At 69.2% G+C, this 22046-nt stretch carries 20 protein-coding genes; 9 read left to right on the top strand and 11 right to left on the bottom strand.

What is annotated here, in order from left to right; translation table 11 throughout:
- The first annotated feature begins 20 nt into the window (after positions 1-20).
- Positions 21-677 (top strand): ACT domain-containing protein, encoded by a 657-nt coding sequence (locus AC5Y3P_RS04665; RefSeq protein ID WP_500044716.1) that lies wholly within the window; start codon positions 21-23, stop codon positions 675-677.
- 1 nt (position 678) lies between these two features.
- Here AC5Y3P_RS04665 and ligA read toward each other — a convergent pair whose 3' ends face one another.
- Complete coding sequence (gene ligA, locus AC5Y3P_RS04660) at positions 679-2778, bottom strand: NAD-dependent DNA ligase LigA (protein WP_500044793.1); 2100 nt, start codon at positions 2776-2778, stop codon at positions 679-681.
- 107 nt (positions 2779-2885) lie between these two features.
- Between ligA and AC5Y3P_RS04655 the strand changes: the two genes are divergently transcribed.
- Complete coding sequence (locus AC5Y3P_RS04655; RefSeq protein ID WP_500044715.1) at positions 2886-3281, top strand: MmcQ/YjbR family DNA-binding protein; 396 nt, start codon at positions 2886-2888, stop codon at positions 3279-3281.
- Here the strand turns inward: AC5Y3P_RS04655 and AC5Y3P_RS04650 are convergent.
- Both AC5Y3P_RS04650 and AC5Y3P_RS04645 read right to left on the bottom strand, forming a co-directional pair.
- Positions 3278-4276, bottom strand: coding sequence for a uroporphyrinogen decarboxylase/cobalamine-independent methonine synthase family protein (locus AC5Y3P_RS04650; RefSeq protein WP_500044714.1), 999 nt, complete (start codon positions 4274-4276; stop codon positions 3278-3280). The two genes, AC5Y3P_RS04655 and AC5Y3P_RS04650, sit on opposite strands and share 4 nt — an antisense overlap.
- Before the next feature lie 31 nt (positions 4277-4307).
- Positions 4308-6332, bottom strand: coding sequence for a PTS mannitol transporter subunit IICBA (locus AC5Y3P_RS04645; protein WP_500044713.1), 2025 nt, complete (start codon positions 6330-6332; stop codon positions 4308-4310).
- A 208-nt stretch (positions 6333-6540) separates the two neighbouring features.
- Between AC5Y3P_RS04645 and AC5Y3P_RS04640 the strand changes: the two genes are divergently transcribed.
- Both AC5Y3P_RS04640 and AC5Y3P_RS04635 read left to right on the top strand, forming a co-directional pair.
- A complete protein-coding gene (locus tag AC5Y3P_RS04640; RefSeq protein ID WP_500044712.1) occupies positions 6541-7599 on the top strand; it encodes a zinc-dependent dehydrogenase in 1059 nt (352 codons plus the stop codon).
- Between the two features lie 104 nt (positions 7600-7703).
- Positions 7704-7970: a WhiB family transcriptional regulator gene (locus tag AC5Y3P_RS04635; protein WP_500044711.1), complete on the top strand. Its 267-nt coding sequence runs from the start codon at positions 7704-7706 to the stop codon at positions 7968-7970.
- Here AC5Y3P_RS04635 and mnmA read toward each other — a convergent pair.
- The 6 genes from mnmA to AC5Y3P_RS04605 all read right to left on the bottom strand — a co-directional run bounded on the left by mnmA (position 7967) and on the right by AC5Y3P_RS04605 (position 13958).
- Positions 7967-9031, bottom strand: a complete 1065-nt coding sequence (gene mnmA, locus AC5Y3P_RS04630; protein WP_500044710.1) for a tRNA 2-thiouridine(34) synthase MnmA — start codon at positions 9029-9031, stop codon at positions 7967-7969. The genes AC5Y3P_RS04635 and mnmA overlap by 4 nt on opposite strands.
- On the bottom strand, positions 9031-10224 hold the full coding sequence (locus tag AC5Y3P_RS04625; protein WP_500044709.1) for a cysteine desulfurase family protein: 1194 nt from the start codon (positions 10222-10224) through the stop codon (positions 9031-9033). Before AC5Y3P_RS04625 ends, mnmA begins: the two co-directional genes overlap by 1 nt.
- A gap of 76 nt (positions 10225-10300) precedes the next feature.
- Positions 10301-11137: a lysophospholipid acyltransferase family protein gene (locus tag AC5Y3P_RS04620; RefSeq protein ID WP_500044708.1), complete on the bottom strand. Its 837-nt coding sequence runs from the start codon at positions 11135-11137 to the stop codon at positions 10301-10303.
- Complete coding sequence (locus AC5Y3P_RS04615) at positions 11134-11961, bottom strand: GNAT family N-acetyltransferase (protein WP_500044707.1); 828 nt, start codon at positions 11959-11961, stop codon at positions 11134-11136. The genes AC5Y3P_RS04620 and AC5Y3P_RS04615 overlap by 4 nt, the downstream gene beginning before the upstream one ends.
- A 208-nt stretch (positions 11962-12169) precedes the next feature.
- Positions 12170-13126, bottom strand: coding sequence for an electron transfer flavoprotein subunit alpha/FixB family protein (locus AC5Y3P_RS04610; protein ID WP_500044706.1), 957 nt, complete (start codon positions 13124-13126; stop codon positions 12170-12172).
- Positions 13127-13160: 34 nt separating this feature from the next.
- Positions 13161-13958: an electron transfer flavoprotein subunit beta/FixA family protein gene (locus AC5Y3P_RS04605; protein WP_500044705.1), complete on the bottom strand. Its 798-nt coding sequence runs from the start codon at positions 13956-13958 to the stop codon at positions 13161-13163.
- 227 nt (positions 13959-14185) lie between these two features.
- Between AC5Y3P_RS04605 and AC5Y3P_RS04600 the strand changes: the two genes are divergently transcribed.
- Genes AC5Y3P_RS04600 through AC5Y3P_RS04590 form a run of 3 tightly spaced genes read left to right on the top strand, consistent with a single transcriptional unit; the run spans position 14186 to position 17780 of the window.
- Entirely contained in the window at positions 14186-14998 is an 813-nt protein-coding gene (locus AC5Y3P_RS04600) for a class I SAM-dependent methyltransferase (protein ID WP_500044704.1), read from the top strand.
- Entirely contained in the window at positions 14995-16554 is a 1560-nt protein-coding gene (locus AC5Y3P_RS04595; RefSeq protein WP_500044703.1) for a 1,4-alpha-glucan branching protein domain-containing protein, read from the top strand. The genes AC5Y3P_RS04600 and AC5Y3P_RS04595 overlap by 4 nt, the downstream gene beginning before the upstream one ends.
- Positions 16551-17780, top strand: coding sequence for a glycosyltransferase family 4 protein (locus tag AC5Y3P_RS04590; protein ID WP_500044702.1), 1230 nt, complete (start codon positions 16551-16553; stop codon positions 17778-17780). The genes AC5Y3P_RS04595 and AC5Y3P_RS04590 overlap by 4 nt, the downstream gene beginning before the upstream one ends.
- On the opposite strand, the gene AC5Y3P_RS04585 is transcribed toward AC5Y3P_RS04590, so the two are convergent.
- On the bottom strand, positions 17763-18668 hold the full coding sequence (locus tag AC5Y3P_RS04585; protein ID WP_500044701.1) for a LysR family transcriptional regulator: 906 nt from the start codon (positions 18666-18668) through the stop codon (positions 17763-17765). The genes AC5Y3P_RS04590 and AC5Y3P_RS04585 overlap by 18 nt on opposite strands.
- Before the next feature lie 77 nt (positions 18669-18745).
- Here AC5Y3P_RS04585 and AC5Y3P_RS04580 point away from each other — a divergent pair, with 77 nt between their 5' ends.
- Entirely contained in the window at positions 18746-19837 is a 1092-nt protein-coding gene (locus AC5Y3P_RS04580; protein ID WP_500044700.1) for a hypothetical protein, read from the top strand.
- A 9-nt stretch (positions 19838-19846) separates the two neighbouring features.
- On the opposite strand, the gene AC5Y3P_RS04575 is transcribed toward AC5Y3P_RS04580, so the two are convergent.
- Positions 19847-20584: an acyltransferase gene (locus tag AC5Y3P_RS04575; protein ID WP_500044699.1), complete on the bottom strand. Its 738-nt coding sequence runs from the start codon at positions 20582-20584 to the stop codon at positions 19847-19849.
- Between the two features lie 151 nt (positions 20585-20735).
- On the opposite strand from AC5Y3P_RS04575, the gene AC5Y3P_RS04570 reads away from it, so the two are divergent.
- The gene (locus AC5Y3P_RS04570; protein ID WP_500044698.1) at positions 20736-22031 is read left to right on the top strand and encodes an outer membrane protein assembly factor BamB family protein; all 1296 of its coding nucleotides are present in this window, start codon (positions 20736-20738) and stop codon (positions 22029-22031) included.
- Positions 22032-22046 lie beyond the last annotated feature (15 nt).

The following is a 22046-nucleotide window of genomic DNA, read 5'->3' as shown; positions in this document are numbered from 1 at the left end:
GGCTGTGGAAAGGTGTCCGCGTGCGTTCCTTCCTTCTGCGGGTCCGACTCGAGGACCGACCGGGCAGCCTGGGCTCGTTGGCCGTGGCGCTCGGCTCGGTGGGCGCGGACATCTTGTCGCTGGACGTGGTGGAACGCGCACCGGGTTATGCGATCGACGATCTGGTGGTCGACCTGCCGGCCGGTGCCATGCCCGACGTCCTGATCACCGCCGCCGAAGCGCTTTCCGGTGTGCGGGTGGATTCGATCCGGCCGCACACCGGCCTGCTGGAAGCCCACCGGGAACTCGAACTGATCGACCACGTCGCTGCGGCCAGCGGCGCAGCCCGACTCCAGGTCCTGGTCGACGAGGCCCCACGGGTGCTGCGGGTCGGCTGGGCCGTGGTGACCCGGCTGGGCGAGGACGGTCTGGGCCGGGTGGCGGGCAGCCACAGCGCTCCGGAGACCCAGGCCGGTTCGGCGCCCTGGCTGCCGTTGCAGCAGGCCACTGCACTGGACGGCGAGGCCGAGTGGGTGCCGGACAGCTGGCGCCAGATGGACACCACGCTGGCTGCCGCACCGCTGGGCGATGCGCACACCGCGCTGGTGCTGGGTCGTCCCGGCGGTCCGGACTTCCGGCCGTCGGAGGTGGCCCGGCTGGGTTACCTGGCCGGGATCGTCGCGACCATCCTGGCTTGACTCAGCCTTCGGCGTCGGCGTCCGGCGCCGCCGGCGGGCCCTGCTCCAACAGTTGCCGGAAACCGTCCTCGTCGAGGATCGGCACCCCGAGGTCGACGGCCTTGTCGTACTTGGATCCCGGGGCGTCGCCGGCCACCAGGAAGGCAGTCTTCTTGGACACCGAACCGGCGGCCTTGCCGCCGCGGGCCAGGATGGCCTCCTTGGCTTGATCGCGGGAGAAGCCGGTCAACGATCCGGTGACCACGATCGACAGTCCCTCCAGGGTGCGTTCGATCGAGGTGTCGCGTTCATCGGCCATGGTGACCCCGGCGGCCCGCCACTTGTCCACGATCGCGCGGTGCCAATCGACGGTGAACCAGTCCTCGACGGCCGCGGCGATGGTCGGTCCCACGCCCTCGACCGCCGCGAGCTGTTCTTCGGAGGCGGCTTCGATGGCGTCCAGGTCACCGAATTCGGTGGCCAGTGCGCGCGCCGCGGTGGGCCCGACATGTCGGATCGACAGCGCCACCAACACCCGCCACAGCGGCTGGGTCTTGGCCTTGTCCAGGTTGGCCAGCAGTCGTTTGCCGTTGGCGGACAGCTCACCGGCCTTGGTGGTGAACAGCTCGGTGCGCCGCAGATCCTCGGCGGTCAAGGTGAACAGGTCGCCCTCGTCGCTGATCACCCCGGCGGTCAGCAGCGCCACCGCGGCCTCGTAGCCCAGGCCTTCGATGTCGAAGGCGCCGCGGCCGGCCATGTGGAACACCCGCTCGCGCAGCTGCGCCGGACACGACCGCGAGTTCGGGCAGCGGATGTCGGCGTCGCCTTCCTTGGCCGGGGCCAGCGGGCTGCCGCACTCGGGACACGTTGTGGGCATCACGAATTCGCGTTCGGACCCGTCGCGCAGGTCGACCACCGGACCGAGTACCTCGGGGATCACGTCGCCGGCCTTGCGGATCACCACGGTGTCGCCGATCAGCACGCCCTTGCGTTTGACCTCCGAGGCGTTGTGCAGCGTGGCCAGCCCGACGGTGGAGCCGGCCACCTTGACCGGTTCCATGTAGGCGAACGGCGTGACCCGCCCGGTGCGGCCCACGTTGACCCGGATGTCGAGCAGCTTGGTGGTGGCCTCTTCGGGCGGGTATTTGTAGGCCACGGCCCAGCGCGGCGCCCGCGACGTCGACCCGAGCCGGCGCTGCAGCGCGACCTCGTCGACCTTGACCACCACACCGTCGATCTCGTGCTCGACGTCGTGGCGGTGTTCACCCCAGTAGGCGATCTTCTCCTCGACGGCGGCCAGTCCCTGCACCCGGCTGGTGTGCTCGGACACCGGTAACCCCCAGGCCTGCAGCGCCCGGTAGGCGTCGTGCAAGCTGTCCGGCCGGAAGCCTTCGGCGCGGCCCAGGCCGTGACAGATCATCCGCAGCCGCCGGCGCGCGGTGACCGCCGGGTTCTTCTGCCGCAGCGAGCCGGCCGCGCTGTTGCGCGGGTTGGCGAACGGGGGCTTGCCGGCCTCGACCAGGCTGGCGTTGAGCGCTTCGAAGTCGGTGACCCGGAAGAACACCTCACCGCGCACCTCCAGCACGGCCGGGATCGGGAATTCGCCGTTGGGCGTCAGCTTGGCCGGGATGTCCTCGATGGTGCGGGCGTTGAGCGTGACGTCCTCACCGGTGCGCCCGTCCCCGCGGGTGGCGGCCCGCTCCAGCCGGCCGTCGCGGTACACCAGCGACAACGCCACCCCGTCGATCTTGAGCTCACACAGGAAGTGCTCGTCGGAACCGATCTCGGCCTGCAGCCGGGACGTCCACGCGGCCAGCTCGTCGGCGTTGAAGACGTTGTCCAGGCTCAGCATTCGTTCCAGATGCGCGGCCGGGGTGAAGTCGGTCGCGAAGCCGGCGCCGCCGACCAGCTGAGTCGGCGAATCCGGGGTGAGCAGCTCGGGATGGTCCTGCTCGAGGCGCTGCAATCGACGCAGCAACTCGTCGAACTCGGCGTCGGAGACGATCGGGGCGTCGCGCACGTAGTAGCGGAACTGGTGGTCACGCACTTCGTCGGCCAGTTCCTGCCACTGCCGGCGCAACTCGGCTTCATCCTGGTCTGCCTCGACGGACTCGCCATCCACCCGGTCGGCTCTGCTCACCCTGAAAGGCTAGCGAAACGGGCGGACAACACGTGCTGGTGCCGGCGCCTGGTGCAGCCACCAGGGCTGTCCACCGTAGGCTGGCCGACGTGCCGCATCCGATCATGTTCCATGACGACGACTTCGGGCTGGCCGAGGTGCGCCGCATCGCGCTGGCGCTGCCCGAGGTGTTCGAGAAGGTCTCCTGGGGCCGGCCGGTGTTCTGCGTGCCGAAGATGTTCGCGATGTACGGCGGCAACTCGAAGGCCACCGGCGAGATGGTGGCCTTCCCGCACTCTGTGTTGGTCAAGGTCGACGACTCCGAGCGGGTGGCGCTCGAGCAGGACCACCGGTTCTTCGTCCCGGCATATTTCGGCCCGTTCGGCTGGCTGGGCCTGGACTTGACCGCCGCCGAGGTGGACTGGGACGAGGTCGCCGAGCTACTCGACGCCTCGTTCCGGCTGACCGCCGCCAAGCGGCTGATCAAGCAGCTCGAGACGCCTTAGATCGCGTCGGGATCCTGCGCGAGACCGTCGGCGGCCTGCTGGCACAGCCCGACGGCGGTGCGCGCCCACGCCGCGGTGGCGCCGGCCAACCCGCAGGCCGGGGTGATGCCGATCCGGTCGCGCAGCACTGCGCGCGCAAAGCCGAGCCGGTCGGTGACGGCCGCGGCGGCTCTGGCCACCTCTTCGACCGCGGGCCGGTGCGCCGGAGCCAGCGTGGGCAGCACGCCCAGTTGCACGGTCCGGCCGGATTCGACGAATTCGCCGATGCCGTCCAGGTCCTGCGCGCGCAAACCGGCGGCGTCCACCGACACCGCCTGGATGGTGCTGCGCTGCAACACCTTCCAGGGAACGTCGGCCGAGCAGCAGTGCACCGAGGCGGGCTGGCCGGCAGCGCACAGATCGAGCAGTTCCACCGCCACCGACTCGTCCACCGGAGACACCCCGGTGAACCTGGTCACCCCCGACAGCCGGCCGGCCAGCGCAGCGGGCAGCGACGGCTCATCGAACTGCACCACCACCGGCACCCCGAGCCGGCGGGCGATTTCGGCGCGGTGCGCCGCCACCCCCTCGGCCAGCGACTCCGCCAGATCACGCAGCGCACCGGCATCGGTGAGCGCGCGGTGACCGTTGGGCAGTTCGAGTTCAGCAGCCAACGTGACCGGTCCGGGTGCGGACACCTTGACGGTGCGCGCGGCGGCACCGGCGCTCTCCCAGGCTTCCTCGAGTGCGTCGACGTCCTCGTCGAGCAGGCTGCGCGCCCGTCGCGTCACCGCCCCCGGACGGGCCACCAGCCGGTAGCCGCGCACCGTGGTGTCGATGGCGATGTCGACCAGCAGCGCACCGGCGCGCCCGATCAGGTCCGCGCCCACTCCGCGGCCGGGCAGCTCGACCAGGTGCGGCAGCACCGTGAGCTCCCCCACCACCACCCGGGCGGCTTCCCGGGCCGAGGTGCCCGGCCAGGAACCGATCCCGGTCGCCGTCGCAAAGGCATTCACGAGCGTCAACCGTATCGGCTGCGCGGCCGCCTCACTGCGCCGGATCGGCGACGGTCAGCACCGCCGCGACCTGTTCGGGGCTGTCCGCGGTCCGCAGTTTGGCCACCTCGTCGGTGTTCAGGAAGACCTGCGCGATCTGGGTGAGCAGGGCCAGGTGGTCCTTGCCGGCGCCGGCGATGCCGACGACGAACTCGGCCGGTTTGCCGTTCCAGTCCACCGGTTCGGGGTAGCGGACGAACGAGATGCCGGTGCGCCGGATCGCCCCCTTGGCCTCGTTGGTGCCGTGCGGGATCGCCAGCCCGTTGCCCATGTAGGTCGACACCGACTTCTCCCGCTCGTGCATGGCTGCGACGTAGGACTCGTCCACCGCACCGGCGGCCACCAGCAACCGGCCCGCCTCCTCGATGGCCTGCTCGGCCGTTCGGGCCGTGCCGTGCAACACGATCGACTGCAGCGCCAGCACGTCCTCGGCCGGCGCCGCGGCCGGCTCTGGCGCCGGCGGCTCGTGCGCGACGGGCGCGGCCGTCGCCGGGCCGTTGGTCCGGCCGAGCAACTCGACCACCTCGTCGTAACGGGGGCTGGCCATGAAGTCATCAACGGACACCTGGATCGCCGACGGTGTCTTCTGGGTCGCCCGCGCGGTCAGGTCCCGGTGCGTGACCACCAGGCCGTAATTGTCGGTGAGGTTGGAGATCGCCTGGTTGGTGACCTTGACGTCGGCGAAGCCGGCGGCCTGAATCTTCTTGCGCAGCACCGAGGCTCCCATCGCCGACGAACCCATGCCGGCGTCGCAGGCGAACACGATGGCGGTGATCGGTCGTTGCGGGGCCGCGCTGCCCAGCAGTCCGGCGACCGATGACTTCTTGCCCTTGAGCGTCTCCATCTCGGCGGTGGCCGCGGCCAGATCCGGCTCGTCGGCGCCGCGGTCGGTCTTCAGCAGCAGCGCAGCCACCAGGAACGACACCGCGGCCGCCCCGATCACCGAGACCGTGACACCCAGGAAGCTGCCGCTGGCGGTCTGCGCGTACACCGCGATGATCGAACCGGGTGCGGCCGGCGCGCGCAGCCCGGAACCGAACAGCACATTGAGGAACACCCCGGTCATGCCGCCCAGGATGGTCGCGGCGATCAGCTTGGGCTTGGCCAACACGTACGGGAAGTAGATCTCGTGGATGCCGCCGAAGAACTGGATGATCGCCGCGCCGGGCGCCGAGGCGCGCGCCGCACCCTTGCCGAACACGGTGAACGCCAGCAGTAGACCCAGGCCCGGTCCCGGATTGGCTTCCAGCAGGAACAGGATCGACTTGCCGGTCTCCAGGGCCTGATTGGCGCCCAGTGGGGTGAGCACACCGTGGTTGATCGCGTTGTTGAGGAACAGCACCTTGGCCGGCTCGATGAACAGTGAGGTCAGCGGCAGCAGGTCGTGGTCGACCAGGAAGTTCACCGCGCTACCGGCCGCCCGGGTGAAACCGGACACGATCGGCCCGATGCCGAAGAAACCGAACACCGACAGCAGCATGCCGAGGATGCCGGCCGAGAAGTTGTCCACCAGCATTTCGAAGCCGGGCCGGATCTTGCCCTCCCACAGCGCATCACAGCGCTTCATCAACCACCCGCCGAGCGGTCCCATGATCATCGCGCCCATGAACATCGGTACGTCGGCGCCGGCGATCACCCCCATGGTGGCGATCGCGCCGACCACCGCGCCGCGGTTGCCGTGCACCATCCGGCCGCCGGCATAGGCGATCAGGATGGGTAGCAGGTAGGCGATCATCGGGTCGACGATCCCGGCGTCGGCGTAGGCCCCCCAGCCGCCGATCCGGGCCACCGGACCGTTCGGGTCGCGCAGCGCGTCGAACAACCCGGGCAGCCAGCCGGCCTCAATGAACAGCGCGGTGATCAAACCCCAGGCGATGAACGCCGCGATGTTCGGCATCACCATGTTCGACAGCGAGGTGCCGAGCTTTTGCACCCGGACCCGCATTCCGGTGCGCGCGGTAGCGGAGTTGGCCGCAGCGTCCTCGGCGGGTGGCGCACTGACTTCTGGTTTCGACATGGCGGGAACCTTCCGGGTCTCGACAAGTGATGCCGATCACATGATGGGCCCTAGTAAACCGGACAACCGGGCAGCAATGCAAGCATTCGGGCAGATATGGGCAATGAATTTAGTGGTTTTATGACCGGATGCGGGTTACAGTGCACAAAGCCACCCGCACTGCGACGGCCCCCGGCGGCCGGTCAAGCTCCACGAAAGGACGACCCACATGCAGGCCCTACGCTTCTACGCACCCGAAGACGTCCGGCTCGAAGAGGTCGCCGAACCGCAGTGTGGACCCGACGAGGTCAAGCTGCGGGTCCGCAACTGTTCGACCTGCGGCACCGACGTCAAGATCTTCTACAACGGACACCAGAACCTGACCCCACCGCGGACCATCGGCCATGAGATCGCCGGCGAGATCGTCGAGGTGGGCGCCGACGTCAACGCCACTTACGGCAGCGACTGGAAGCCCGGCGACCGGGTCCAGGTGATCGCGGCCGTGCCGTGCGGCGACTGCCACGAATGCCGCAAGGGCTGGATGGCGGTGTGTCAGAACCAGACCTCGATGGGCTATCAGTACGACGGCGGGTTCGCCGAGTACATGATCGTGCCCCGCCAGGTGCTCAAAGTCGATGGGCTGAACCGGATCCCGGACAACGTCGGGTTCGACGAGGCCTCGGCGGCCGAACCGTTCGCCTGCGCGATCAACGCCCAGGAACTGTTGGGCATCGAAAAAGGGGACACCGTAGTGGTTTTCGGTGCCGGTCCGATCGGCTGCATGCACATCCGGATCGCCCGCGGCGTACATGACTGCGGCCCGGTCTATCTGGTCGACGTCAACGAGCAGCGGCTGGCGATGTCGGCGCAGGCGGTCTCCCCCGACGAGATCATCGACAGCTCGCAGGTCGACGTGGTGGCCCGGGTGCTGGAGCTGACCGGTGGCCGCGGTGCCGACGTGGTGATCACCGCGACGGCAGCCAACGTCGCCCAGGAACAGGCCATCGCGATGGCCGCGCGCAACGGCCGGATCTCGTTCTTCGGCGGACTGCCCAAGACCAATCCGACCATCACCTGCGACTCCAACCTGGTGCACTACCGCCAGCTGCACATCCACGGCGCCAACGGCTCGGCACCCGAGCACAACAAGCGCGCACTGCAGTACATCTCGACCGGCCAGGTGCCGGTCAAGGACCTGATCACCGAGCACATCCCGCTGAGCCGGGTGCTCGACGCCTTCCAGATCGTGAAGAACGGCGAAGCCATCAAGGTGACCGTGCAGCCGTAGCCGCCCCGACCTGGGCACGCTTATTGAAAACGATTTTCGACAAAGCCGTCGCAGCGCGGTACGGTCGGAGGACTAATGACAATCGTTTCCAATAAGGAGTGCCGATGCTCGCGTCCGGGCCCAGCGCCGACATCCGGGAATGGCAGTTGCAGGCCCGTTGCCGGGGCATGCCCGACCATGTCTTCTTCACCGGCGAAGCCGATCTGGGGCGCCGCCGGCGCGAGCATCAGGAGAACGCCAAGGCGATCTGCCGGGCCTGTCCGGTACTGGAGCAATGCCGCAGCTATGCGCTGGCCGCGCAGGAACCCTATGGCATCTGGGGTGCTCTGACGCCGCAGGAACGCGGCATCCGACGACGCTCGGCCAGTTAGCAGATGGTGGCGCTGGCCAGCACCTCGTCGCCGGCCGGATCGGGACGGTAGAGCACCATGGTCTGCCCGGGCGCCACCCCGCGCAGCGCCGAATCCAGTTGCATCCGCAGCTTGCCGTCGACGAATCGTGCTGTGCCCGAGGCAATTCCACCGTGGGCCCGGACCTGCACCTGGCAGTCCAGGACACCGTCGAAGGGGGCACCCGAGGTGAAGATGGGTGCTTCACCGACCACCACGTCCACCTCGAGGTCGGCGGCCGAACCCACCTGCACGGTGCCGGTGGCCGCGTCGATCGCCGTGACGTAGCGGGGCTGACCATCCGGGCCCGGGCCGGCGATGCCCAGACCCTTGCGCTGTCCGATGGTGAATTCGTGCACGCCTTGGTGTTCGGCGAGCACGGTGCCCGCGGCGTCGACCACCGCGCCGGGCCGCACCCCGATCCGGGCACCCAGGAACGCCTGGGTGTCACCGGACGGGATGAAGCAGATGTCATGGCTGTCCGGCTTGGTCGCCACCGCGAAGCCGCGTTCGGCGGCTTCGGCCCGGATCTGCGCCTTGGGGGTGTCCCCGATCGGAAATGCCGCGTGCCGCAACTGTTCTGCGGTCAGCACCGCCAACACGTAGGACTGATCCTTGTCGGCGTCCACGGCCCGGCGCAGCCGCCCCTGCTGCAGCCGTGCGTAGTGCCCGGTGGCGACCGCGTCGAAGCCGAGCGCCAGCGCGCGCGCCGACAGCGCCGCGAACTTGATCCGCTGGTTGCACCGCACGCACGGGTTCGGGGTTTCGCCACGGGCGTAGGACTCGACAAAGTCGTCGATCACTTCCTCGGCGAACCGGTCGGCGAAATCCCAGACGTAGAACGGGATCCCGAGCTTGTCGGCCACCCGGCGGGCATCCCCGGCATCTTCCCGCGAACAGCACCCGCGCGATCCGGTGCGCAACGCGCCCGGCGCCGAGGACAACGCCAGGTGTACGCCCACGACGTCGTGGCCGGCGTCGACCATGCGGGCCGCGGCCACCGAAGAATCCACGCCGCCACTCATCGCCACCAGGACGCGCATCAGGGCACCTGCCCCGCACTGGCCAACGCGGCCTGCCGGGCCCGCTCGACGGCGGCCGGCAGCACCCGCAGCGCGGCCTCGACGTCGCCGTCGACACTGGTGTGCCCCAACGACAGCCGGATCGATCCGCGCGCGGTGTCCGGATCGGCACCCATCGCCAACAGCACGTGCGACGGCTGCGCCACCCCGGCGGTGCAGGCCGAACCGGTCGAGCATTCGATGCCGTTGGCGTCCAGCAGCATCAGCAGCGAATCACCCTCGCAACCCCGGAAGGTGAAGTGCGCGTTACCCGGAAGCCGATGCTCGCGGGATCCGTTGACCACCACGTCGTCGATCTCGGTGAGCACACCGTCGATCAGCCGGTCCCGCAGCACACGCAACCGGCGGGCATGGGCGTCCACACCGTCCACCGCGATCCGCAGCGCCGCGGCCATGCCCACCACGCCGGCGACATCCGGTGTTCCGGAACGCACGTCCCGTTCCTGACCGCCGCCGTGCGCGAGCGGCACGCATTCGGTGTCGCGGCGCAGCAGCAGGGCACCCACACCGGTGGGCCCGCCGAACTTGTGCGCGGTGACGCTCAGCGCCGCGCAGCCGCTGTCGGCGAACGAGACCGGCAACTGGCCCACGGCCTGCACCGCGTCGGTGTGCAGCGGCACACCGAAATCCGCGGCAACCTTGGCCAGGTCCGGAATCGGCAGCACGGTGCCGACTTCGTTGTTGGCCCACATCACCGAGACCAGCGCGACGTCGTCGTGCACCTGCAGCGCGGCGTGCAGCGCCGCGGGGGTGACGGACCCGTCGGGTTCGGTGGGCAACAGCGTGATCTCGGCGCCCTCATGCTCGCCGAGCCATTTCACCGCGTCGAGCACCGCGTGATGTTCAACGGCCGTGGTGATGATCCGGCGCCGCCGGGCGTCGGCGTCCCGGCGCGCCCAATAGATGCCCTTGATCGCCAGGTTGTCGCTCTCGGTGCCGCCGGCGGTGAAGATCACCTCGGACGGGCGGGCGCCGAGCGCGTCGGCGATGCTCTCGCGCGACTCCTCCATCCGGCGTCGCGCAGCACGCCCGGAGGTGTGCAGCGAGGACGCGTTGCCCACCGTGCCCATGACCTCCGCCATCGCTTGGATGGCGGCCGGATGCATCGGGGTGGTGGCGGCGTGATCGAGATACGCCGGCTGGCTGGGATTCATGGCTCACCCAGGGTACCCGCAGCACAGAGCCGGATCCGAATCCAGATTTGCCCGCCCGGTCCACCCGGGACTGCGGTCAGGCCGCCACCGGGCGCTGATGCTCGACCGGCGCGGCAACCGGGCGGCCCACCGCGGTTTCACAGCGGCGCGCCAGCTCCCGGCGATCGGTGCCGGGCAACTGCAGTGGGGCGATCTCGACGCGCACCGCGGTGCGTTGGGCCACCAACAGCCGCCGGATGGACGCCGCCAGCGTGTCCTGTCCCACATAGGCCGGCACGGTCGAGGTGCGCCCGTCGGCGTGCCGGTAGCTCAGCCGCAGCGGCTGCACCGGACGACCGGTGTCCACCGCAGCCTGGAACAGTGCCGGCCGGAACGTTCCGTGACCCAACCCGCACCAGGTGGTGCCTTCCGGGAAGGCCACCACGGTGTGCCCGCCGTGCAGCCGGCTCGCCACGGCCGCCACCACCTCGGGCAGCCGGCGCAGGTTGGCCCGCTCGATCGGGATGACCCGGACCAAACGCGCCAATCGTCCGATGCCGGTCCAGCCCAGCAGCTCGGCCTTGGCCACGAACGAACCCGGCAGCACCGCACCGACCACGAACACGTCCAGCCAGGAGACGTGGTCGCTGACCACCAGCACGCCGCGCAGATTGCGCACCGGATCGCCCGCGACCGAGATCCGGGTCCCCAGCGCGCGCAACAGCAACCGGCAGTAGCTGCGCTGCACGTGCACCCGGCCGGGCAGCCGGATCGCCAGGATCGGCATGGTCGGCAGCAGCAGGGCCAGCGCCGCGGCCCGACGGCTCACCCGCAACGTCACCCGCAGCAGGCCACCGCTCGGCGCGGCCCCGGCCCGCATGCAGTGCTCACCGCAGCTGGCCTGCGGCAGCCACGGGCTCGGTGTGGTGCTCATCGGGCGACCTCGGCCGCCGCGGCCGCCGAGCGCAGCCGGTTCAGGTAGCGCTGATCGGCCGTCGCCTTGCCCAGCAGCGCCGGGAAGTCACCGACCCCGAAGTCCGGGTCGTGGGCCGGCTCACCACACACCCGCGCGCCCAACCGCAGGTAGCCGCGCATCAGTGCCGGTAGTTGCGGTCGCGCCGGTGCGGCGATCTGGTCGAGGGTGCGGCCGTCCCACATGACCGGGCGGTACGGGTATACGGTGTGTTCGGCCGGCGCGCGGTGGCGCCGGTTGACCAGGTCCCGTACCCCGCGGATCTGGCTGCCCGGCGCGGTCACCGCGGTGGGGTCGATCACCGGCACCGAGACGCAGCCGGCCACGTAGTCGTAGCCGCAGCGGTCCAGATAGGCCAGGATGCCCGACCACATCATCAGCACCACCGCACCATTGCGGTGGTCGGCACGCACCACCGCGCGGCCCATCTCGACCAGCGAGGGCCGCAGCGGATCCAGGGCGCGCAGATCGAATTCGGTTGCGCTGTAGAGCCCGCCGGCTGCGATGGCGCCCGGCGGGGGCAGCATCCGGTAGCAGCCCACCAGCTCACCGGAGTCGTCCTCGCGGACCAGCAGGTGGTCGCAGAATTCGTCGAAGCGGTCGGCGTCGAGGCCGTCGGCGGCCCCGGCCAGGGTGAATCCCGGCTCGGAGCAGAACACGTCGTGGCGCAGCCGCTGCGCGGCGACGATCAGCTCGGGGTCGGTCGACAGCAGCAGCGAGTAGCGCGGCGCGGCGGTCGAAACGGTGCGGCGATCGGGGGCGATGAGTACCGATGCTGTGCTCATGGCCAGCACGCTGACGCAGCCAGCCGGCAACGCGGCAAGCGCGGCGTGACGCGTCGGTGAGCGTCAGGTGACCATTTCGCCCACATTGAGTCAGCGTCCAGGTAGGCGTTCTGCGCCTGGAGGCCTACCTCAGCTCTATGTCAACGCAAGAACGAAGTCCCCCACCTCCACGCTCGGAGATGGGAGACTTCGGTTCAGTGCGAAGTGCTCAGCCCTTGCGAGCCTTGACCGCCTCGGTCAGCTGCGGGGTGACGTTGAACAGGTCACCCACGATGCCGTAGTCGGCGATCTCGAAGATCGGCGCCTCTTCGTCCTTGTTGACGGCGACGATGGTCTTCGAGGTCTGCATGCCGGCCCGGTGCTGGATGGCGCCGGAGATGCCCAGCGCGATGTACAGCTGCGGCGACACGGTCTTGCCGGTCTGACCGATCTGGAACTGACCCGGGTAGTAGCCGGAGTCGACCGCGGCACGCGAGGCACCGACGGCGGCTCCGAGCGAGTCGGCCAGCTCCTCGACCACGGAGAACTTGTCCGCCGAACCCACACCACGACCGCCGGCGACGACGATCGAGGCCTCGGTCAGCTCCGGCCGGTCACCGGCGACCGCCGGCTCGCGGGCGGTGATCTTGGTGGCGTTCTCGGCCTGCGCGGGCACCTCGACGGTGACCTGCTCACCGGCACCGGCGGCCGGGGCGGCCTCGACGGCACCCGGACGCACGGTGATCACCGGGGAGTCGCCGTTGGCCTGGGCCTCGACGGTGAATGCGCCACCGAAGATGGAGTGCACGCCCTTGGCGCCCTCCTTGACCTCGACCACGTCGACCAGCAGACCGGCACCCTGACGGGCGGCCAACCGGCCGGCGATCTCCTTGCCGTCGGCGTTGGCGGCGATCAGCACGGCGGCCGGGGCCACCTGCTCGACCAGACCGGCCAGCACGTCGACGAACGGGGTGAGCAGGTAGTTGTTCACCTCGTCGGACTCGGCGACGTAGATCTTGGCCGCACCGGCGGCCTTGAGGTCGTCGGCCAGACCGGCGGCGGTGCCCGGGGCAGCCACCACGACGGCAGACGGCTCGCCCAGCGTGCGGGCGGCGGTGATGAGTTCGGAGGTCACCTTTTTGACGGCGCCTTCGGCGTGCTCGACGAGCACGAGTACTTCAGCCATGTTTCAGCCTCTTGCTTTCCGAATTGGGAGGTCTCTAGATGAGCTTCTGGGCAACCAGGTAATCGGCCACCTTGGTGCCGCCGTCGCCCTCATCGGTGATCTTCTCGCCGGCGGTCTTCGGCGGCTTCGGCGTCGACGACAGCACGGTCGAACCGGCGTTGGCCACGCCCACTTCGTCGCCCTCGACACCGATCTCGGCCAGGGTCAGCGTCTTCACCGGCTTCTTCTTGGCGGCCATGATGCCCTTGAAGGACGGGAAGCGCGGCTCGTTGATCTTCTCGTTGACGCTCACGACGGCCGGCAGCGACGCCTCCAGGGAGAAGACACCCTCGTCGGTCTCGCGCTCGCCGGTGACCTTGCCGCCCTCGACGTTCAGCTTGCGCACGTGGGTCAGCTGCGGCAGGCCCAGGTACTCGGCGATGACCGCGGGTACCGCACCGCCGACACCGTCGGTGGACTCGTTACCGGCGATGACCAGACCTTCGGCCACCTCTTCGATGGTGCCCAGCGCGCGAGCCAGCGCCCACGCGGTCTGGATCACGTCGGAACCCTTGAGGCCGTCGTCGAGCAGGTGCACGGCTTCATCGGCACCCATGGACAGCGCCTTGCGGATCGCCTCGGTGGCGCGCTCAGGACCGGCGGTCAGCACGATGACCTTGCTGTCGCCGCCTTCTTTCTCCTTGATCAGCAGCGCTTCCTCGACGGCACGCTCGTTGATTTCGTCCAGCACGGCATCGGCAGCCTCACGGTCCAGCGTGAAGTCACCGTCAGAGAGCTTGCGCTCCGACCACGTGTCTGGGACCTGTTTGATCAGGACCACGATGTTCGTCATGACTCTGGTTCGTCCTCCTCGACGGGCCTCGCAGCAGCAGTCGCACTGCAAGGAACTTTGGGGCCTGGGGCCGGTGTCCGGACCGCTCCGCAATGTTACTCGTAGGTAACTTAAGCCGATCCGCTCGTACACCATAACGGGTCGTCCTGCAGGTTCTGTGCGCACGTACCCGCCAAACGCCGCTCTGGGCTGCTACCGGATTCCGTCACGGGTTAGCCTGCCTTTCGATGAGCGCATCCGTTGCCGACGAACCCACCGACGCCACGCCGCCGCCGAACAGCGGTTCGGTGAGTTCGACGTTGCCGCTCACCGGTGAGCGCACGGTGCCCGGTCTGGACGTGGAGAACTACTGGTTTCGCCGGCACGAGGTGGTCTACCAGCGCCTCGCCGACCAGTGCACCGGCCTTGACGTGCTCGAAGCCGGGTTCGGCGAGGGCTATGGCGCCGACTTGCTGGCCGGCGTGGCCCGGCAGGTGATCGGGGTGGACTACGACGATTCCGCGGTCGCGCATGTGCGGGCCCGCTATCCACGGGTGCAGGCCCAGCAGGGCAATCTGGCCGAGTTGCCGCTGCCGGACGCCTCGGTGGACGTGGTGGTGAACTTCCAGGTGATCGAACATCTGTGGGATCAGTCACAATTCATCGCCGAGTGTCGGCGGGTGCTGCGACCTGGAGGTCGGCTGTTGATCTCGACGCCCAACCGGATCACCTTCACCCCGGACAGTGACACCCCGGTCAATCCGTTCCACACCCGCGAACTCAACGCGGCCGAGCTGACCGAACTGCTCACCGACGGCGGCTTCACGCTGCACTCGATGCTCGGGGTGTTCCACGGCGCCGGGTTGTGCGCGCTCGACGCCAAGCACGGCGGTTCGTTGATCGAGGCCCAGATCGAGCGAGCGCTGGCCGACGCACCCTGGCCCGAGGCACTGCTGACCGACGTGGCCTCGGTGCGCACCGACGACTTCGATCTGCTCGAGGCCGGCGAGCGTGACATCGACGAGAGCCTGGACCTGGTCGCGATTGCGGTTCGACCGTGACCGAAGCCTCCCGCACCACAGCGCACTCCGGCGGACCCAAGGTTCCGGGCCTGTTCACGCTGGTGTTGCACACCCATCTGCCGTGGCTGGCCCACCACGGCCGCTGGCCGGTCGGTGAGGAGTGGCTCTACCAGTCCTGGTCGGCCGCCTACCTGCCGCTGTTCCGGGTGCTGCGCACGCTGGCCGACGAGGACCGGACCCATTTGCTGACCCTCGGAATGACGCCGGTGGTCACCGCCCAGCTCGACGACCCGTACTGCCTGGACGGGATGGCGCACTGGCTGGCGAACTGGGGTCTGCGTGCCACCGAAGCCAGCACATTGGAGTCGGAATCGCTGCGGGAGTTCGGTTCTCGGGAGCGCGCCCTGGCCGACGAAGCGCTCGAAGATTTCGACATCCGGTGGCGGCACGGCGGCAGCCCGGTGTTGCGCGAGCTGATCGACGCCGACGTCATCGAGTTGCTGGGTGGTCCGCTGGCGCACCCGTTCCAGCCGCTGCTGGCGCCTCGGCTGCGGCAGTTCGCGTTGCGCGAGGGGTTGGCCGACGCCGGCCAGCGGTTCGCGCACACCCCGTCCGGGATCTGGGCGCCGGAGTGCGCCTACGCCCCGGGCATGGAGGTCGAGTACGCGGCGGCCGGGGTCGGACACTTCATGGTCGATGGCCCGTCGCTGCACGGCGACACCGCGCTGGGCCGGCCGGTGGCCGACAGTTCGGTGGTGGCGTTCGGGCGCGACCTGCAGGTCAGCTATCGGGTCTGGTCGCCGAAGTCCGGCTATCCCGGACACGGGGCCTACCGGGACTTCCACACCTATGACCACACCACCGGCCTGAAACCGGCCCGGGTGACCGGACGCAACGTCGCCTCCGAGGACAAGGCGCCCTATGACCCGCAGCGCGCCGACGCCGCGATCGACGTCCACGTCGCCGACTTCGTCGATGTGGTGCGCCGCCGGCTGGAATCGGAGTCGGCGCGGATCGGCCGGCCCGCACACGTGGTTGCCGCCTTCGACACCGAACTGTTCGGGCACTGGTGGTACGAGGGCCCGACCTGGCTGGCACGGGTGTTGCGCGCATTGCCCGAGGCCGGCATCGAGGTCGGCACGCTGCGCGATGCGGTGCGCCACGGCTACGTCGGGGCGCCGGTCGAATTGCCGCCCAGCTCTTGGGGTTCCGGCAAGGACTGGCAGGTGTGGTCCGGACCCACGGTCGCCGACCTGGTGCAGCTCAATGCCGAGGTGGTCGACACCGCCCTGACCACCGTGGACAAGGCGTTGGCCCAGGACGCCGCCCCGGGACGCACCCCGGCGCGCAACCCGGTGGCCGATCAGGTGCTGCGCGAGGCCTTGTTGACGGTGTCCAGCGACTGGCCGTTCATGGTGAGCAAGGATTCAGCCGCCGAGTACGCCCGCTACCGCGCGCATCTGCACGCGCACGCCACCCGAGAGATCTCCGGTGCGCTGGCCGCCGGCCGGCACGACACCGCCGCTCGGCTGGCCGAGGGCTGGAACCGCGCCGACGGGCTGTTCGGCGCGCTGGACGCCCGGAGGCTGCCGTGAAGATCCTGCTGGTCTCCTGGGAGTACCCGCCGGTGGTGATCGGCGGGCTGGGCCGCCACGTGCACCATCTGGCCGTCGAGCTGGCGGCCGCCGGGCACGAGGTCGTGGTGCTCTCGCGCCGTCCGACCGACACCGACCCGAGCACCCACCCCACCACCGACGAGATGTCCGAGGGGGTGCGGGTCGTCGCCGCCGCGCAGGACCCACACGAGTTCGCCTTCGGCACCGACATGATGGCCTGGACCCTGGCCATGGGTCATGCCATGACCCGGGTCGGGCTGACGCTGCGGGATTGGCAGCCCGACATCGTGCACGCCCACGACTGGCTGGTTGCCCATCCCGCCATTGCATTGGCCGAATTCTTCGATGTGCCTTTGGTTTCCACCATCCACGCCACCGAAGCCGGTCGGCATTCCGGCTGGGTGTCGGGTTCGGTGAGCCGCCAGGTGCATGCGCTGGAATCCTGGCTGGTGCGCGAATCCGATTCACTGATCACCTGTTCGGCGTCGATGCGCGAGGAAATCACCGCACTGTTCGCGCCCGGACTGTGCGAGGTCTCGGTGATCCCCAACGGGATCGACACCGAGGGTTGGCCGTTCGCCCACCGGCGGGCCCACGACGGGCCGGCCGAACTGCTCTACTTCGGCCGGTTGGAATACGAGAAGGGCGTGCACGACGCGATCGCCGCGCTGCCCAAGATTCGGCGCGCCCATCCGGGCACCACCTTGACCATCGCCGGTGACGGCACCCAGCTGGACTTCCTCAAGCAGCACGCCCGCAAGCACAAGGTGGCCAAGTCCACGAAATTCATTGGCCGGCTTGATCATGCCGGGCTGTTGGAGTGGTTGCACCGAGCCGACGCTGCGGTGCTCCCGTCACACTACGAACCGTTCGGCATCGTGGCGCTGGAGGCCGCGGCGGCCGGCACCCCACTGGTCACCTCCAACGTCGGCGGGTTGGGCGAAGCTGTCATCGACGGCAGCACCGGGGTGTCCCACCCGGCGCGCGACGTCAACGCATTGGCCGCTGCGGTGTGCCAGGTGCTCGACGATCCGGCCGGCGCGCAACGCCGTGCACTGGCCGCCCGTGAGCGGCTCACCTCCGATTTCGCCTGGCACACCGTGGCCGATCACACCGCCGAGGTGTACCTGTCGGCCAAACGCGCCGAACGCCAACCGCATCCGCGGCTGCCGATCATCGAGCGCCCGCTACCCGAGTACGGTTGAGCCGGTGTGATCACGCACGCACTGCACGAACGCCTGGCAGGCTGCTGATCTGCCCCGCCCGCTGGGCACCACCAGGTTGACCTGGCGGTGCAGCTGCGCTCCACGCACCGGACGCAACACCAGGGCCTGGTTGGCGCCGGCGCGTGAGCGCGCCACCGATTCGGGAAGTAGTGCCGCACCGAGGTTTCGGCGGACGAACTGCACCACCTCGTCGACCCGGGTCACCTCGAACGCCACGTGCCGGGTGACCCCGGCGAAGCCACGGTCGGTCTCGTGGCGCAGCCCGTAGCCGGGCGGGAAGTCGATGAACGGCAGCTCGGCCAGCTCTGCCAACCGCACCGCGGGCCTGCTCGCCAAGCGGTGCCCGGCCGGTAGCAGCGCCACCAGCGGTTCGGTGAGCAGTTGGGTGTAATGCAGTCCCGCGCTGCCGGATTCCAGGTTGGCGCCCACGATCGCCACGTCGAGTCCGCGGTCGCGCACCGCTTGTACCAGCAGGTCGCTGCCACCGCTGCGCAGTGTCACGTCGACCTGCGGATGGCGCGCATGGAAGCTGGCCATCAGTGCCGCGAGGTCCAGGCTTTCCGACGGTATCTCCATGATCCCGACGGTGAGTCGGCCGGCCACCGTACCCTGCAGCGCCCGGGCGTCGGTGTGGATCCGGTCCACCCCGGCCAGGACCTGCTGGATCAGCGGAAGCAGCGTGGCACCGGCCGGGGTCAGCGTCACCGAACGAGTGGTGCGCTCGAACAGTCGCACCCCGAGTTCGGCTTCCAATTTTGCGATCTGCTGGCTCAGCGCCGACTGCACAACGAACACGTCGCGCGCGGCCCGGGTGAAGCTACCGGTCTGCGCGACAGCCAGCACGTACCGCAACTGCTGTAGGTTCACGATTGATCATTCCTGCCGATGAATCTGATTATATTAATGCGTTGGACTGGCGGAATGACGGCCGCCAGGATCGTCGGATGAGCATCAGCGCGCAACGCACCGACCCGTTGCGACTGTGGGCGTTCGGCGATGCGCACGTCGGCACCGATCTGCGCTTCGGCCGCAGCAGCCTGGCCGAGGCGATCACGCAGTCGGAGTTCGGCGGCGAGGACGGCGGCCCGCCCTTCGAATGGGACCTGGCGATCGACGTCGGCGACATGTCCGGTTCGCACCACAGCCTGCCCGACGACGCCGAGGGTGCCGAACTACGCAAGCAGTTCGGCGCGCTGCGTACCCACCGTCGTGAGGACATCTACAGCGTCAGCGGAAACCACGACCGCAGTGGGCTTTCCGAGCCGGAAGCGTGGTGGTGGCAGAAATGGGTGGACCCGCTCGGTGCGCACACCGAGCACTCCGGTGTGCACCCGGCCGCCCGGCCGTACCCGGTGGAGGGCAGTTGGGAGCGGTACTCGTTTCGGGTCGGCAATCTGCTGTTCTTGATGATGAGTGACCGCAACGAGCCCAGCCAGACGGTGGGTCGCGGCACCCTGGGCGGCAACCCGGGCGGGGTGGTCAGCGGCGAGACCTTCGACTGGTTCACCTCGACCGTCGACGCCAACCCGGACGCCATCGTGATCGCGGTGCACCACTATGTCCTCAAGGACACCACGGTGTCCTCCGGCGAATGGGAAGGCGTGCGCCGCAACGCCGCCGGTGAACTCACCGAGTACTACCACCGCCCGTTCACCCAGGGCACCCCGCAGGGTGCGTCGTACCTGTACTGGGTGAACAGCCAACCGGACTCCGGTGCGTTCGAGTCGTTCCTGGCGGCTCGGCCCGGCCGGGTGCAGATGTGGCTGGCCGGGCACACCCACACCCACCCCGACGACTCGTTCGGCGGTAAGACCCATATCGAACAGCGCTGGGGCACCTGGTTTCTCAACGTCGCATCGCTGAGCCGGCATCACATGCCGCTGACCACGCTGCCGCTGAGCCGGCACCTGACGTTCACGCCGGGCAGCCGAGAGGTCACCGTGCGGTGCTATCTGCACACCAGCCAGTACGCCCCGCAAGGCTGGTACCGGCCGGCCGAACGCACGTTGCAGCTCGACCGCGCCTTCACCTGGTGAGCAACCGAGCTACTTGGCGGCCTTCTTGCGTTCGATGTCGGCCAGCGCGGCGGCCAACTCGGCCCGCTCGGCTGCCGAGCTCTCCCAGTCCAGCTTGCGGTTCTTGACCACCTTGGCCGGCGCTCCGACGGCGATCGAGAAGTCCGGGATCTCACCCTTGACCACCGCGTGCGACCCCAGCACGCAACCGCGTCCGACCGTGGTGCCGCGCAGCACCGTGACCTTGGCCGCCACCCAGGTGTCCGGACCGATCCGCACCGGGCTCTTGACGATGCCCTGGTCCTTGATCGGCAATTCGATGCTGTCCATCTTGTGGTCGAAGTCGCAGACGTAGCACCAGTCGGCCATCAACACCGAATCCCCCAACTCGATGTCGAGATAGGTGTTGATCACGTTGTCGCGGCCCAGCACCACCTTGTCGCCGATGCGCAGTGAACCCTCATGGCAGCGGATGGTGTTCTTGTCCCCGATGTGCACCCAGCGCCCGATCTCCATCTGGGCCAGTTCCGGGGTGGACTGGATCTCCACGCCCTTGCCCAGGAACACCATGCCGCGGGTGATGATGTGCGGGTTGGCCAGCTTGAACTTCAGCAGCCGCCAGTAGCGGACCAGGTACCACGGCGTGTAGGCGCGATTGGTCAGCACCCAGCGCAGCGAGTCGCGGGTCAGGAACTTGGCCTGGCGCGGGTCGCGCAGCCGCGAACCTCGCCACCGCTTGTGGATTGGAGCACCCCACATGGTCGTCATGGGCCGAAAGCCTACGCGAGGCCTCGGCACCGACACCGGCCCCACCGGCGTGCTGGTCGGCCCGCCGCGCCACCGCGGCGGGCAGGTCACCGGGAGTTCTGCGGTGACACGTTAGGCTCGCTAGGCACGACGATCGGAAGGAACGGCACTGGTGCTTCGGCGACTCGTCGCGCTGGCGTCGACGACACTGATCCTCGGTGCGACGGCGGCCTGCGCGAACACCGCTTCGTGGGTCGACGCCGCCCCGTCGCTGGGGTGGTCGGCGCAGTACGGCGACGCCGCCAACTCGAGCTACACCGACAACACCGGGGCCCGCGACCTGACGCTGGAATGGACCCGCTCGGTCAAAGGTGAGCTCGGTGCCGCGGTGGCACTCGGCTCGACGGGGTACCTGGCGGCCAACGCGCAGACCGAGGCCGGCTGCTCACTGATGGTCTGGGAGTCCGACAACAACGCGCGGCAACGCTGGTGCACCCGACTCGTGCAGGGCGGCGGTTTCGCCGGCGCGCTGTTCGACGGTTTCGACAACCTCTACGTGGGCCAGCCCGGCACCATGCTGGCCCATCCGCCCACGCAGTGGGTCCGCTGGCGCCAGCAGGTGATCGGAATGCCACAAACGCCAAGGCTTCTCGGCGACGGCCAACTGCTGACCGTGACGCATCTGGGTCAGGTGCTGGTGTTCGACGCGCACCGCGGCACCGTGGTGGGCAACCCGATGGACCTGGTGTCCGGGGTGGATCCGACCGATTCGGAGCGCGGCCTGGCCGACTGCGCACAGGGCCGCCCGCAGTGCCCGGTGGCCGCCGCTCCGGCGTTCTCGTCGGCCTCCCAAACCGTGGTGATCGGGATCTGGCAGCCCGGCGCACCGAAGGCCACCTTGATCGGCCTGCGGCACCGACCGGGGCAGACGCCGCTGCTGAACCGGGAATGGACCAGCGATGAGGTCACCGGCGGGGTGCTCGCCGCGCCGGTGCTGTCCGCGGACGGCACCACTGTCTACGTCAACGGCCGCAACGAGGCGCTCTGGGCGCTCGATGCCGCCGACGGCAAGGTGAAGTGGTCGCAGCCGCTGGACTTCCTGCCGCAGACCCCGCCGTCGGTGTCGCCGGACGGGTTGATCCTGGTCGGCGGCGGTCCGGGTGCGCAGTTGGTGGCGCTCAAGGACGCCGGCGACCACGCCGAGGTGGCCTGGCAGCGCGACGACGTCGCCCCGCTGACTACGACCAGCCGGGCCGGCGACGAGTTGGCCTACACCGTGATCCGGGACGGCGATCCCGGCTCGAAGGACATGGAGCTGCTGGTGTTCGACCCGCGCGACGGTACGACGGTCAACCAGTACGAACTGCCCGACGCCGCCGGCTTCCCGGTCGGGGTGTCGCTCGGCAACGACCAGCGGGTGGTGGTGTCGACCAGCGCCGGCCAGGTCTACGGCTTCGTCGCGTCCTGACTCTCTCCCGGCGAG

The sequence above is a fragment of the Mycobacterium sp. NGS45 genome (assembly GCF_059812645.1).
The sequence above is the reverse complement of the archived record's forward strand: the minus strand, read 5'-3'. Positions and strand labels throughout refer to the sequence as shown.

Bases quoted from the DNA above. Each gene is read 5' to 3' on its own strand.
- AC5Y3P_RS04625 (WP_500044709.1), bottom strand. From the start codon at position 10,224: ATGAATCCCAGCCAGCCGGCGTATCTCGATCACGCCGCCACCACCCCG.
- AC5Y3P_RS04615 (WP_500044707.1), bottom strand. From the start codon at position 11,961: ATGAGCACAGCATCGGTACTCATCGCCCCCGATCGCCGCACCGTTTCG.
- AC5Y3P_RS04580 (WP_500044700.1), top strand. From the start codon at position 18,746: ATGAGCATCAGCGCGCAACGCACCGACCCGTTGCGACTGTGGGCGTTC.
- AC5Y3P_RS04575 (WP_500044699.1), bottom strand. From the start codon at position 20,584: ATGACGACCATGTGGGGTGCTCCAATCCACAAGCGGTGGCGAGGTTCG.
- AC5Y3P_RS04610 (WP_500044706.1), bottom strand. From the start codon at position 13,126: ATGGCTGAAGTACTCGTGCTCGTCGAGCACGCCGAAGGCGCCGTCAAA.
- AC5Y3P_RS04640 (WP_500044712.1), top strand. From the start codon at position 6,541: ATGCAGGCCCTACGCTTCTACGCACCCGAAGACGTCCGGCTCGAAGAG.
- AC5Y3P_RS04635 (WP_500044711.1), top strand. From the start codon at position 7,704: ATGCTCGCGTCCGGGCCCAGCGCCGACATCCGGGAATGGCAGTTGCAG.
- AC5Y3P_RS04645 (WP_500044713.1), bottom strand. From the start codon at position 6,332: ATGTCGAAACCAGAAGTCAGTGCGCCACCCGCCGAGGACGCTGCGGCC.
- AC5Y3P_RS04605 (WP_500044705.1), bottom strand. From the start codon at position 13,958: ATGACGAACATCGTGGTCCTGATCAAACAGGTCCCAGACACGTGGTCG.
- AC5Y3P_RS04620 (WP_500044708.1), bottom strand. From the start codon at position 11,137: ATGAGCACCACACCGAGCCCGTGGCTGCCGCAGGCCAGCTGCGGTGAG.
- AC5Y3P_RS04600 (WP_500044704.1), top strand. From the start codon at position 14,186: ATGAGCGCATCCGTTGCCGACGAACCCACCGACGCCACGCCGCCGCCG.
- mnmA (WP_500044710.1), bottom strand. From the start codon at position 9,031: ATGCGCGTCCTGGTGGCGATGAGTGGCGGCGTGGATTCTTCGGTGGCC.